Below are 12,555 nucleotides of genomic sequence, written 5' to 3' on the forward strand. Positions count from 1 at the left end.
TAGTTTGGCTATACCCGGTGGTCAAGAGGTCTGGCGTTCTGTCGAATGTGCGCTATGGTCTGTTCACCATGCCTGACCCCAAACCCGCCACCCGCACCAGGGGCGCCGACCGCAAACGACAGCTCGTCGACTCCGCGGCCGCGCTCTTCCTCCAGCGTGGGTATGCGCAGGTCTCGCTGGCCGACATCGCGCGCTCGGCGGGGGTTACCGCGCCGTCGGTGTACCGGCATTTCGACGACAAGCAGTCGCTGCTGGCCGCGGCGGTCCTGGCCGGCGTCGACGATCTCGAGTCCTGCACCGACCGGGCGCTCGCCGACGGCGTCGACGCGAACTCGCTGATCTCGACGGTCTGCGACCTGGCCGTCCAGCGTCCCCAAGCGGCATCGCTGTGGCGGTGGACCAGCAACTACCTCACCACCGAACAGAACAAACTGGTGGCAGTCCGCACCCGCGAGGTGATCGGCCACTGGGCGTCGGCGCTCGCCGCCCGGCGCACGGATCTGACCGACCGTGAGGCCGTGCAGTTGGCGTGGGCGGTGCTGAGCGTCAGCGGCAGCCTCACCGTGCACCACACCCGCATGTCCGGGGCGCGTGCACGAGGCGAGATCGAGAAGCTCATCCGTCGGATTCTCGCCCTGAGCCCCACCGCGGCACCGCCGTTCGCGACGTCGCCGACGCTCACCTCCGTGCCCGGTTCGCGGCGTGACGAGATCCTCGACGCCGCCGCCGAGTTGTTCGCCGACCGCGGTTACACCGACGTCGGCGTCGACGAGATCGGCGGCGCCGTCGGCATCGCGGGTCCCAGTGTCTACAAACATTTCCCGTCGAAGCTGGCCATCCTCGTCGCCATCGGACAGCGCAGCGGCGCGCGTCTGGAGGCGGGGGTGATGGCGGCCTACGGCGCCACCTCGGACCCCGCGAAATTGCTTGCCTCGCTCGTCGATTCGTATGTCGACGTGATCACCAGCACCCCGGATCTGTCGGTGAGCTTCAACAACTCCCCCGCGCTCGCCGGACAAGCGAGCGCCACCGATCTCGTCGACGTGCAGCGACGTTATGTGGCGCGCTGGGTGGATCTGCTCATGCAAGTCGATCCGGAGATCAAGCGCGATCAAGGCGCGGTCGCCGTGCACGCGGCGCTCTCGATCGTCAACGACGCCGTGCGCATGCGACGCGGCTCGGAGAGTCCGCAGTTCGCCGCGCGGATGGCGTACCTCATGAAGGGCGTGCTCGCGCTCTGATCCGCGCGAGGGAGTGCGCTGAATCGGGTCGCGGCTCAGATGAACCCGACGCTGTCCACGTTGTAACGTCCGGCACAAGGGAGGGTCACGATGTCGGTAACTGTGGATGACGGTCCCAGATCCAAGCGCGCGCAGATCCTGACCGTCGCGACAGAGCACTTCGGCACAGTCGGTTACGAACACACGAAGTGGGCATCCATCGCCGACGAGGTCGGCATCGGACAGACAGCGCTCTACCACTATTTCGAGTCGAAGGCACACTGTCTTCTGACCATCATGCGCAACCAACTCGGCGATTCGATCGAGCGATTCCGAGCAGGGACCGCCGGTATTCCTGACCCGGTTGAAGCCCTCCGCTCAGCGGTCGCAACATCGCTGCGCGGCGAACCCGTAGACGTCCTGCAGCGGCGAATAGTGCAGAACCAGATGGTCATCCTGGGTACTCCTCGCCGGTCGAACGGAGAAGAGGCCGAACGTGTCCGGTCGCGCGAACTGGTCGCAGAGATCGAGAGCAACTGGGCAGACCTGATCAAGCGTGGAATGGACGCCCGCGATTTCGTCGACGGAGACGCCATGCTCCAGGCGCGTCTCGTACTGGGCGTCCTGGGGAGTGTGTGGCGCTGGTACCGCCCGGGTGGCCCGTTGTCTCTCGACGACGTGATCGGCACGGTATCGGACGCGACGATGCGGATGCTCTCCGCGCGTCAGACCGACCCTGCCGCACCGGCCCGCCCGCTATGCTGAGCCGACGCCGAAGATGGGACTCGGATCGGATGAACGACGCCTCGGAAGCGCGGGACCGCCCCCGCTACACTCGCGACGAACTGGTCGCCGAACTCGGACTGTCCGCTGATTTCGCCGAGAAGGCTTGGAATGCATTCGGTTTCGTGCGTCAACCGTCCTCAGACAAGGTTTTCTCCGATCGCGACCTCGCCGCGCTCCGGATGTTCGCATCCTCCTCGGCGGCGATGCCGGAGACCAGCCAGATCGCGATGGCCCGGGCCATCGGACAGACGATGTCCCGGCTCGCGGAGTGGGAGGCCGACCTGCTGCGTGACATCGTCGACGACCCCGCGGTGCCGTGGGACTTCGACCAGATGAGTCTCGCGCTCGGCCAGATCCAGCAACTCATCTGGCGTCGGCACATGGCGCAGGCGATCGAGCGTCACACCGATCACTCCGACGACGAGGAGATCGACCTGATCGTCGGATTCGCCGACATCGTCGGCTATACAAGCCTTTCCCGACGCATCGATCTGAACGACCTGGAGTCCCTGCTCGGCTCGTTCGAGGACGACACCTTCGACGTGGTCGTGGATCATGGTGGGCGCGTCATCAAAACCCTCGGCGACGCGGTGATGTTCACCTTCGACGACGCCCCCGCCGCCGCGAGTGCCGCGCTCGAGATCCATCAGCTCTCCACGGACGACAGTCTTCCGCCGTTGCGGGTCGGCATGGCGCGCGGCTCCGTCCTCGCCCGGCTCGGAGACGTCTTCGGCGAGCCGGTGAACATCGCTTCCCGCCTCGCCGGATCCGCCCGTCCCGGAACCACACTCATCGACGACGCGATCGCCGATCAGCTCGGCGGTGATGACCGCTTCTACCTCAAATCGATACCGACACTGCGCGTTCGGGGGTACAAGCACCTCAAGGCCCGTGTCCTCGAAGCACACCGCGACGGGCCGCTGAACGACTGACCCACTGGCGAACCTCATTTCGACCCCTGGACTTCGATCGAAGTCCATCGGTCGAGTTGAGGTTCGCCGGTCACAGCGACTCATGGCTGTGGACGGTGGCGCGCTGTTTGCGCCCTGCCCGGCTATCGTCATCGTCGAACATTTATGGTGGTTCGCGAAGTCAAAGGGGGAATTTTGTCGGGCATGATCGTCGATCCAGCGGCTGTCGGGGCGTCAGCGACGGAGATCTCGAGATGCGCATCCCGTCTGATGGCGTTGGAGCTCACCTCCCATGCCGGACTGGACGGTACGACAGCGACGTTCAGCCAGCTCGTTGGCCAGTTCCGCGGAGCTTCGAGCGACATGTCCGCGGTGGCGGCGGGTGCCGACGAACGGATCGCATCCGCGCTGGCCAATGTGTCCGGCACGGTGTCCTCGTTCTCCGAACTGGTGCTCGGCGCCAAAGACACCACCGTCGAGACCGATCAGGCGAGTGCAAGCACCATCAAGGACGCCGTGGCGTACCCCGCCCGCGGGGGTCAGCAGACAGATCACGTGGTCCCGCTGAACGTCCTGCTTTCGGTCCAGTAGACCGTGCCACCCAGCTACAACGACGTCATGTCCTGGAACCCCGAGGTCATGACGTCGATCGCGAATGGGATCACTCGACTGCAGGCACACCTGGAAGTCGAGGCACCAAAGGCCGGAGAACCCGTTCTCAACCTGACGCGTGCTCAGTGGACCGGGATGGCTCGGGGTCCTGCCGATGATCGCGCCGAGGGCCTCACCCGGTGGATTCGCGGTGTGGCCGATGAGTTCGGTGATTTGACTTCCGTACTCGCGAACGGACAGAGCAGCATCCGCGACGCGATGAAGGCTCTCGAGACCCGAACCACCCTTGCCGACTCCGACGGTTACATCCTCGACCGTGGAAGCCGCGAGTACACAATCAACTTCGACGAGTCTCGCGCACCAAAAGATGCAGAGTACGACGCGGGGAAAGCATTCGAGCACCATTCCGCGCTCATCAGCCTCGGAGCCGCGGCCGACAACGCCGTCACCGCCACCCGCGACGGGATCAACTCAGCACTCGGCGAACTCGGCGGAATGACACCCGCCGCCAACGCCGTCAACCGCGGGCTCGTCGACTCGAGTCTCGCAGCGAGTGACGCCGCCGCCGTGCGCGCCGGCACGGCGACTCCTGAACAGCGTGGGCGATTCCTTCGCGCGATGAACCTGACCCCGCAGCAGCTGGAGAAGTTGAAAGCCGGGCAGCCCTCGGACCTGGAGCCATCACGCCTCCAGTACGTCCTCAACGCCTTGGGACTTGCGGGCATGGACCCCAGGAGCGCCGCTGTAACTGGCGCCCTCGGTGCTTTGGAACGTCGCGGGTCAGACATCGAGAATGCGTACGCGAGACAACGGCGGTCCGTTGGGCAAGCCGGGATGAGTGCGGACGATGTCGCGCGGTTGAACTCAGTCGGTAGAAACCTGGCTCGGGGCGCATTCTGGGCCGGGATCGGGTACACCGTCGTGGACGAAGGACTCAAGTACGCCCGTGACGAACAGGACGGCGGCGACGCCACAGCGGCCGTCGTCGGCGCAGTAGGTGGCGGGTATGTTGGCGGCGCCTTGGCGGGTGCGGCCATCGGATCATTCGCGGGCCCCGTAGGAACTGCCGTCGGAGCGGGTATCGGCGCTGCACTCGGAAGTCACTATGGCGCAAGTTTCGGCAAATGGGTGAAAGGTAGGTTCGACTAAATGCAGGCTCAAAACTCCCCTAGCCGCCGACACGCACCTCGGCACCGAGCAGAGTCATTCCCACGCGGGTTCGGCTACTGGCTCGGCGGCCTGGAGACCTACACCAGGAACTTTTTGGTGGTGTTGCCATCTGCCTCTGCATTCGGCGTGGGTGTGTTCACGAGTATCAACATATTCTCCTGAGGCCGTCGATGATCTCTGCCATCGAATACGCGATCGTGAATCTCGGCAGTACGGCGACCCTCCGAGCGTCCACGCCGGCGCTGGATTTTCTTCCGCCCGCTGCCTGGTACGACCTGGACAGCGACGAGGCACACAAGTCGATGGCGAGCCGTGTCCTCCTACGCTCGGGGAGTCCGATACCTGCCTTCGCGTCGAACGTGGTCATCCAGTACTTCGATCTCGGCCAGTGCGAAGTCGTACGACTCTCCGAAATCGACACCACCCTCGACATCTCCGCACTGGAGCAGTCAGTCGTCCTCGATCACATTGTCGATCTCGATGGATACCTGTGTGTCGACGACGGCACATACCGGACGGGAGGGTTCGATCTCCGAGTTCGTCGAGCTCAGCTCGCCTATCCCACCGCACAGGGCAATTCGACGCTGGCGATCTTCACCGCAACCACCTCCGAGTCGGCCTGGGATAGCACCCAATCGGAGATCACAGAAATGGAAACACGTTGGCTGCAGAAAACCACGAGCCGAACAAGTGGCGGGATATGAAGACCTACTTCAGTGGTCGATTCTCGATGTTCATCACGTACCCGATCGCGCTGTTCCTGGTCGGATTGCTCGTCGGCTACCTGATGTCGAGATGACGAACTGGTGTCGGCTGCAGGTCTCGTCCCGGAGCCACCGGCGCAGATACCGGCCTCGCCACCGAGCATCGTCGACCTCCACTTCGTGGAGCGCGGTGCACTCCCCGCCTGGCCGTCGATATCGGACGTACCTTTCGGATTCGATCATCGACACGCTCAAGTTCGAGCTCGCCTGTATACCGTCCGCCACCACTTTCGCGCTCGGACTCGTTGTCGGCGGCGGATTGTCGTAGCGTCGCGTTCCCAAACCCCACCCCACCCCCAGACCTCAACTCGACCCCTGGACTTCGATCGAAGTCCATCGGTCGAGTTGAGGTTCGCCGGTCAGAGCGAACCGGGCCCTACGCCGCTGATCCGCACCTCGCTCGCCTTGACCACCAGGTAGACCGCTAGTCCGGTGACGAGTCCGAGGTCGGCGACCGCCGCCCAGGTCACCTCGGCGGCGACGATCTGATCGCCCACCTCGGCGGTCATCACGGCGTGGTCACCCCGGGGCGCGACGTCACGGACGGTCGCGGCCAGCGTCGTACGCGGACTGCCATGCGGCGCTTCCAGATAGACGGCGACGGCCCGTGGCGAGAACGTGGCCGCTGCCCCGGCCCCCGGTGAGGGTCCATCGACCTCGACACCGCCGACGACCCGATTGCCGGAGGGGTCGACGACGGCGTCGCCCGCGTCCAGGCGTCCCACGAACAGGTTGAGCCCGGACAGCGACGCCGCGAAACGACTGGTGGGCCATGCCAGAACCGCACGCGTCGAACCGGATTCGACGACGCGACCGTCCTCGAGGACCAGGATGTCGTCGGCCAACCCGAGAGCGTCCACCGGGTCGTGGGTGACCATGATCGTCGTGCGGTCCCGATCGGCGAGAAGTGTGCGCAACAGCGCCCGCAATCGGCTCGCGACATCGACGTCCAGGGCCCGAAACGGTTCATCCAACAGCAGGATTCGGGGCTGCGCCGCCAGCGCTCGGGCGATGGCAACCCGCTGCGACTGGCCGCCGGAGAGCTGGTGCGGTTTACGGTCGGCGAGGTCGGTGACCTCCGTTGCCGTCAGCCAGCGTTCCACTCGTGCCCTGATCTCCGACCTCGAGAGACGCTGCGCCGAGGGCGCGAACGCCACGTTGTCGGCGACCGTCAGATGCGGGAACAGCCGCGCGTCCTGTGACAGCAGTGCGATTCCGCGCCGACTGGGCGGCACGAAGGTCGTCGCGTCACAGAACACCCTGTCGCCGAGCACTATCCGGGACCGATCGTCGCCTCGCACCAGTCCGGCGATCGCGCGCAGCATCGTCGACTTGCCGGCGCCGTTGGGCCCGACGACCGCGGTGGTCGCGCCCGCGGCGAACCGGTGCTCGACCCGCAACGCGGGCACCTCGAGGTCGATGATCACCTCCAGATCCGCGCCGGTCACAAACCACCCCCGCCACGCGAACGGCGGCTGTGCACTCCCACGACGACGACCAGGGATACGACAACCAGGATGAGCGACAACGGGATCGCGGCTTGTGGGTCGTCGATCGCCGAGACATAGATCGCCAGCGGCGCGGTCTGGGTGATCCCGGGTGCGTTGCCTGCGAACGTGATCGTCGCGCCGAACTCCCCCAACGCCCGCGCGAACGCGAGCACGAGACCCGCGACCAGCGACGGCAGGACCAACGGGAGCGTGACCCGCCAGAGCGTCCGAGTCGGCCCGGCCCCCAGGGTCGCAGCGACCTCCTCGTATCGCGTCCCGACGACACGAACCGCACCTTCGACGCTGATGACGAGGAACGGCAGCGCGACGAAACTCTGGGCCAGGACGACTGCCGTCGTCGTGAAGGCGATGTCGATACCGGCCGCATGCAGGTGTTCCCCGACGATCCCGAGCCGACCGAAGGTGTACAGCAGGGCAAGACCACCGACCACGGGCGGCAACACCAAGGGCAACAGCACGAGTGCGCGGAGCACCCGGATCACCGGACCGTCGTATCGCGCGAACACCAGTGCCATCGGGACCCCGGCGATCAGACAGATGACGGTGCTGCACGCGGCGGTGATCAGGGACAACCGCAGCGCGTCGAGCGACGAGGGCGACGAGATCTGATCGACGAAGGTGCCCCACGGCGAACGGAAGAGCAGCGCCAACGGAGGTAGCACGATCAACACGACGCCGATCAGTGCCAAGCCGTACGTCCAACCGGGCAACCCCGCCGGGTCCCGTCGGGAACGAAGGACCGTGCTCAAGGCGCCCCGAACCCGGCCTCGCGCAGGATGCGCTGACCGTCCGCGCCCAGGACGAGGTCGACGAACTGCGTGGCGAGTTCGCCATCCCCGGCGCCGGCGAGGGCCGCGATCGGATAGGAGTTGACCACGGCGGCGAATGCCGGATCGGTCACGGTGGCCACCTTGTCCCCGGCTCCGCGCGCGTCGGTCACGTACACCACGCCCGCATCCGCTTGGCCGGTCGTCACCTTGGTCAGCACCGCGCTCACCGACTGTTCCTCCGAGGCGGCGTCGATGGTGACACCGGTGTTGCGCTCGACGGTCTCGGTCGCGGCGCCGCATGGTTGAGCCGACTGGCAGATGACCGTTGTGACGTCAGGCTTGTTCAGATCGGCGAACGACCGGATCCCGCGGGGATTGCCCGGCGCCGTGACGATCACGAGTGTGTTGGTGGCGAAGACCGCCGGGTCGACGGCGAGATCACCCAGCTTGCGCATGTTCTTCTCGTCGGCGCTCGCGAACACATCGGCCGGCGCCCCCTGCTGGATCTGGTTGGCCAGCGTCGACGATCCGTCGAACGAGAGTCGTACCGTGACGCCGTTGTACTGTGCCTCGAACTCATCGGCGATCGCCGTGAACGTCGTCTTCAGCGACGCCGCCGCCGAGATGTCGAGGGTCGAGGCCGCAGACCCGCCGGCATCTGAGCCACCGGACGAGCACCCTGCCACGATCAGCAGTCCGGCCGCGGCGACCGCGACGATGGACCTCCTCATCTGGCCTCCCTGTTGGTCTCGACGATCACCGTCGTCGCCTTGACGACGGCCGTGGCCACGACGCCGGGTCGTAGATCGAGTTCGTGAACGGCGTCCGCACTCATCAACGACGTCACCTCGAACGGACCGCATTGCAGGGTCACCTGAGCCATCACCGCGTCCGTGCGGACATCGGTGACGAGACCGGTGAACCGATTGCGCGCCGAGCGTCCGACGGACGTCCCGTCGTCAGGTGCCACCGCGCGCTCGCGGGCCAGCGCGGCGAGCCGTGCGCCGTCGACGGTGGCGACCGGTCCATCGTCGGAGGTCTCCAGGACGCCGGTTGCGACCCAGCGCCGGACGGTGTCGTCGCTGACGCCGAGCAGCGCGGCGGCGTCCCTGATCCGTATTGCGGTCACCGCGACACCCTACCCGCATTCACGGAAAACCAGGCGGTCTATCTCCGCATAATCGGACGATGTCGATGTTGAATTCAACTCAACTTGAAGTCTTACGCTCGATTTCGGTCCGACCGTCGGATTCGCAGCCCCGCAACCGATGAATTCGGTGCGGGCAGACGGTCTGACTTCGAGTACGAGATCGCCACACCCCGAACATGCCCTGAATTGTTCCCTGACGTCACCCGCGCGCCACGTAATTCGGTCGCGGCTGTCACACCCCCTCTATACCGTGGAGAAACATGAGCTCAGTCACAGTTCCCACCACCGCACCGGGAGAAGTCGCGACGGCCGATGTCGCCATCGAGGCCATCGACCTGGTGAAACGCTTCGGCGATTTCACGGCGGTCGACGGCGTCAGTTTCACCGTGCCGCGGGGTTCCGTGCTCGGCCTGCTGGGCCCCAACGGCGCCGGCAAGACCACCACCGTCCGAATGATGACCACCCTGTCGCCGCCCACGAGCGGGACAGCCCGCATCGCCGGCTACGACGTGCGGGAACAGCCCGGGATGGTCCGCCAGAACATGGGCCTCACCGGCCAGGCGGCCACGGTCGACGAGATCCTGACCGGCCGCGAGAACCTCCGCATGATCGGCGGTCTGTACGGCATCGGACGCAAGACCCTCGCGCGTCGATCGGAGGAACTCCTCGAGCAGTTCTCCCTCTCAGAGGCCGGTGACAAACAGGTCAAGTCCTACTCCGGCGGAATGCGCCGCCGACTCGACCTCGCGGTCAGCCTGCTGGCCACGCCACCGGTGCTGTTCCTCGACGAGCCGACCACCGGCCTCGACCCGCGCAGCCGTTCCGAACTCTGGGACGTCCTGCGCGATCTGGTCGCCGACGGAACCACGTTGCTGCTCACCACGCAGTATCTCGAGGAGGCCGACCAACTCGCCGACGACATCGTCGTCATCGACAAGGGCACCATCATCGCGCACGGCACGTCACTGCAGCTCAAGGAGCAGGCCGGTTCGGCCAGCCTGGTGCTGACCGTCTCGCACGCCGACGACCTGACGGCCGCCGAGTCGCTGCTGCGCAAGAACGGGGCGGAGGTGTTCGTCGACGTGGCGGCCCGCCGGCTCACGACAGCCGCGGCCGGTCTGGGCGACCTGCCCCGCGTCGCCGCCTGGTTCGACGAGAGTGGCATCTCCGTCGACGACTTCGGACTCTCCCGGCCGAGCCTCGACGACGTCTTCCTCTCCCTCACCGGCCACCGCGCCGAGGAGTCGAGCAACACCGACGACACCGACACCACCACCGACGAGGAGCGTTCCTGATGACCACCACGGCACAGACCCACGCTGTGGTCGCGGACAAGCCGCGGATCCTCCCCACCACGATCTGGCAACAGGCCTGGATCATGGTGAAGCGCAACATGATCCACACCAAACGGATGCCGGAGATGCTCTCCGACGTGACCATTCAGCCGATCATGTTCGTGCTGCTGTTCGCGTACGTGTTCGGCGCGTCGATCCAGACCGACTCGGCGTCGTACAAGGAGTTCCTGCTCCCGGGCATCATGGGTCAGACGATCGTGTTCACCGCGTTCATCGTGTCCACGGGTATCACCGCCGACCTCGAGAAGGGCATCATCGACCGGTTCCGGTCACTGCCCATCCAACGGTCGTCGGTGTTGATCGGACGCAGTATCGCCAGCCTGCTCCACAGTTCGATCGGCATCGTCGTCATGGCCGTGACCGGCCTGGCCATCGGCTGGCGGATCCGGGGCTCGTTCGGTGAGGCGGTCCTCGCATTCGCGCTGCTCCTGCTCTTCGGCTTCGCGATGATCTGGTTCGGCATCCTCATCGGTTCGTGGCTCCGGACGGTCGAGGCCGTCAACGGCTTCATGTTCTCGGTCCTGTTCCCGATCACGTTCCTGTCGAACGCGTTCGTCCCGACCGAGCCGATGCCCACCTGGCTTCGGACGATCGCCGAATGGAACCCGATGTCGTCACTGGTCCAGGCATTGCGTGTGCTGTGGGGTAACGGCCCGGCATTCGGTCCGGATGCGGCTCTCCCGCTGCAATATCCGGTCCTCGCCACCCTGATCTGGACGGTCGCGCTGACGCTCATCTTCGCGCCGTTCGCGCTGCGCGCCTACAACAAGCGAACCTCGGATTAGACCACCACCCGACCGAGGTTCGTCGACGCGACCCGCTCAGGCAGTCAACGTGATTGCTTGCAGCGGGTCGCTGTATATCGCGTCGAGAGACACCGCGCCGGCGGCCTGCTGCTGCACGGTCGCTCCCGAATGTGACACGCGCACATCCCGTTTGCTCACGATCGAGGTCTCGCGCACGGCCTTCGCGACCGTCGGCAGGCCGGCCGCATAATCGGTGAACGCCTGTCCGCCGAGGATGATGTGATCGGGATTGAAGATGTCGGCGATCAGTCCGACCGTACGTCCGAGCACCTCCGCCCGCTCTTCGAGCAGACGACGTGCCGTGAGGTCACCGCTGCGGGCCAGGGCGTGGACATCTTCCACATCGGTCGCCGAGAGGCCTAGTGCGCGTGCAGCTTCCACGACACCGGTGTCGCTCACCGCGGGCTCCAGGCGCCCCGTCCGGTTCGGGTCGAGCAACGTGGTCGATCCGGTCGGGAAGTGACCGATCACCGGCGGTCCCGCGGTCGGCGTGTGCACGGTCCCGCCGACGCTGAACGCGATGCCGAGCATCTCGCGCGCGTAGAAGTACAGGAAGCTCGACTGCTGGTCGTCGGGGTTGAGCACGAGCTCGGCGGCCGCCATGGCCTCGACGTGGGACGCAACCGACACCGGCAGTCCGACGGCCTCGGCGATCGTCCGGCCGACCGGCGCGCCCTCCCAGCCGAGTCGGGGGTGGTCGACGATGCCGCCCTCGGCCACACGGCCACCGAGCGCGACACCGACCCACAGCACCCGCCGGCCCGTCCAGCGCTCGGCGAAACGCCGTGCGCTGACACCGATGGCGGTGAGTGCTTCTTCCGGTGAATCGGCATGCGGGGTAGGGATCTGGATGGCCCCGACGACACGATGCAGCAGGTCATGGGTGGTGATCGCGGTGACCTTGTACCCGATGTGGATACCGAGAGTGAGGAACTCGGAGATGTTGACCTCGAAAGGCAACCGCGGCCGCCCGATGGCGCCCGAGGGCGCAAGGTCGGCCCGTTCGCGGATCAATCCCGCCTTCAACAGCGCACTGACCTGGCGATTGACCGTGGAGATGCTGAGCCCGGTGCGCTCGGCCGCATCGTCGCGGAACAGCGGGCCGGACAACCGGGCGGCCCGGAGGACGAGCGCCGCGGGTTTGGTCGACAACTCCAGGCGCGGCGTTGCGACGTGCACCCGCTGGTCCCCCTTCACTGGTCCGCGTCGGTCGGCGACCGGACCCGGGGTCCGAGTCGGCGGTACGGAAGTCAACGGTACGGGCTGGCGCGTGCCCTGAGGAGCACGACGCACCGCGCGGGTGACCGGCTGACGCCGGACAGGAGAGGCGGTAGCGTTGCGCAAAGTACGGGTGGAGCGTTCGGGCAGTGTGGCGGTCATGATCGTCCTCGTCGAAAGACCCCGCGCATCGCGGGGCGGAAGCCGGAAGCTGGTGCTCTGAGAAGAGACTCGAGAAGCGACGCCCCGGGGAGGAGATTGACTCGGCGGGGGTCGGTCAGC

Annotated in this window: 13 protein-coding genes; 8 read left to right on the plus strand and 5 right to left on the minus strand. The window is 66.2% G+C overall.

What is annotated here, in order from left to right; translation table 11 throughout:
• The first annotated feature begins 68 nt into the window (after positions 1–68).
• From M4D77_RS01630 to M4D77_RS01655, 6 genes are all read left to right on the plus strand, one after another.
• Positions 69–1,241, plus strand: a complete 1,173-nt coding sequence (locus tag M4D77_RS01630; RefSeq protein WP_259935365.1) for a TetR/AcrR family transcriptional regulator — start codon at positions 69–71, stop codon at positions 1,239–1,241.
• 90 nt (positions 1,242–1,331) lie between these two features.
• Positions 1,332–1,985: a TetR/AcrR family transcriptional regulator gene (locus tag M4D77_RS01635; RefSeq protein WP_065630311.1), complete on the plus strand. Its 654-nt coding sequence runs from the start codon at positions 1,332–1,334 to the stop codon at positions 1,983–1,985.
• 29 nt (positions 1,986–2,014) lie between these two features.
• A complete protein-coding gene (locus tag M4D77_RS01640) occupies positions 2,015–2,938 on the plus strand; it encodes an adenylate/guanylate cyclase domain-containing protein (RefSeq protein ID WP_065630310.1) in 924 nt (307 codons plus the stop codon).
• A gap of 342 nt (positions 2,939–3,280) precedes the next feature.
• On the plus strand, positions 3,281–3,508 hold the full coding sequence (locus M4D77_RS01645; RefSeq protein ID WP_254661209.1) for a hypothetical protein: 228 nt from the start codon (positions 3,281–3,283) through the stop codon (positions 3,506–3,508).
• Between the two features lie 27 nt (positions 3,509–3,535).
• Positions 3,536–4,678: a hypothetical protein gene (locus M4D77_RS01650; protein ID WP_254661208.1), complete on the plus strand. Its 1,143-nt coding sequence runs from the start codon at positions 3,536–3,538 to the stop codon at positions 4,676–4,678.
• A 191-nt stretch (positions 4,679–4,869) separates the two neighbouring features.
• Complete coding sequence (locus tag M4D77_RS01655; RefSeq protein ID WP_259935366.1) at positions 4,870–5,403, plus strand: acetyltransferase; 534 nt, start codon at positions 4,870–4,872, stop codon at positions 5,401–5,403.
• 419 nt (positions 5,404–5,822) lie between these two features.
• Here M4D77_RS01655 and M4D77_RS01660 read toward each other — a convergent pair whose 3' ends face one another.
• Genes M4D77_RS01660 through M4D77_RS01675 form a run of 4 tightly spaced genes read right to left on the minus strand, consistent with a single transcriptional unit; the run spans position 5,823 to position 8,873 of the window.
• Positions 5,823–6,911: a sulfate/molybdate ABC transporter ATP-binding protein gene (locus M4D77_RS01660; protein WP_065630307.1), complete on the minus strand. Its 1,089-nt coding sequence runs from the start codon at positions 6,909–6,911 to the stop codon at positions 5,823–5,825.
• Positions 6,908–7,723, minus strand: coding sequence for an ABC transporter permease (locus M4D77_RS01665; RefSeq protein ID WP_259935367.1), 816 nt, complete (start codon positions 7,721–7,723; stop codon positions 6,908–6,910). The genes M4D77_RS01660 and M4D77_RS01665 overlap by 4 nt, the downstream gene beginning before the upstream one ends.
• Positions 7,720–8,475, minus strand: a complete 756-nt coding sequence (gene modA / locus M4D77_RS01670) for a molybdate ABC transporter substrate-binding protein (protein WP_068971419.1) — start codon at positions 8,473–8,475, stop codon at positions 7,720–7,722. The genes M4D77_RS01665 and modA overlap by 4 nt, the downstream gene beginning before the upstream one ends.
• Positions 8,472–8,873 (minus strand): molybdopterin-binding protein, encoded by a 402-nt coding sequence (locus tag M4D77_RS01675; protein WP_259935368.1) that lies wholly within the window; start codon positions 8,871–8,873, stop codon positions 8,472–8,474. The genes modA and M4D77_RS01675 overlap by 4 nt, the downstream gene beginning before the upstream one ends.
• 281 nt (positions 8,874–9,154) lie before the next feature.
• Between M4D77_RS01675 and M4D77_RS01680 the strand changes: the two genes are divergently transcribed.
• Positions 9,155–10,189, plus strand: coding sequence for an ATP-binding cassette domain-containing protein (locus tag M4D77_RS01680; RefSeq protein WP_259935369.1), 1,035 nt, complete (start codon positions 9,155–9,157; stop codon positions 10,187–10,189).
• Positions 10,189–11,034 (plus strand): ABC transporter permease, encoded by an 846-nt coding sequence (locus M4D77_RS01685; protein WP_259935370.1) that lies wholly within the window; start codon positions 10,189–10,191, stop codon positions 11,032–11,034. Before M4D77_RS01680 ends, M4D77_RS01685 begins: the two co-directional genes overlap by 1 nt.
• Before the next feature lie 36 nt (positions 11,035–11,070).
• Here the strand turns inward: M4D77_RS01685 and M4D77_RS01690 are convergent, their stop codons facing one another.
• Complete coding sequence (locus tag M4D77_RS01690; protein WP_137810916.1) at positions 11,071–12,234, minus strand: ROK family protein; 1,164 nt, start codon at positions 12,232–12,234, stop codon at positions 11,071–11,073.
• Positions 12,235–12,555: the final 321 nt, after the last annotated feature.

The organism is Gordonia sp. p3-SID1431, assembly GCF_025143765.1.
GTDB classification, from domain to species: domain Bacteria; phylum Actinomycetota; class Actinomycetes; order Mycobacteriales; family Mycobacteriaceae; genus Gordonia; species Gordonia hongkongensis.

Coding starts and splice junctions, on each gene's coding strand:
- M4D77_RS01630 (WP_259935365.1), top strand. CDS start 69: ATGCCTGACCCCAAACCCGCCACCCGCACCAGGGGCGCCGACCGCAAA.
- M4D77_RS01635 (WP_065630311.1), top strand. CDS start 1,332: ATGTCGGTAACTGTGGATGACGGTCCCAGATCCAAGCGCGCGCAGATC.
- M4D77_RS01640 (WP_065630310.1), top strand. CDS start 2,015: ATGAACGACGCCTCGGAAGCGCGGGACCGCCCCCGCTACACTCGCGAC.
- M4D77_RS01645 (WP_254661209.1), top strand. CDS start 3,281: ATGTCCGCGGTGGCGGCGGGTGCCGACGAACGGATCGCATCCGCGCTG.
- M4D77_RS01650 (WP_254661208.1), top strand. CDS start 3,536: ATGTCCTGGAACCCCGAGGTCATGACGTCGATCGCGAATGGGATCACT.
- M4D77_RS01655 (WP_259935366.1), top strand. CDS start 4,870: ATGATCTCTGCCATCGAATACGCGATCGTGAATCTCGGCAGTACGGCG.
- modA (WP_068971419.1), bottom strand. CDS start 8,475: ATGAGGAGGTCCATCGTCGCGGTCGCCGCGGCCGGACTGCTGATCGTG.
- M4D77_RS01680 (WP_259935369.1), top strand. CDS start 9,155: ATGAGCTCAGTCACAGTTCCCACCACCGCACCGGGAGAAGTCGCGACG.
- M4D77_RS01685 (WP_259935370.1), top strand. CDS start 10,189: ATGACCACCACGGCACAGACCCACGCTGTGGTCGCGGACAAGCCGCGG.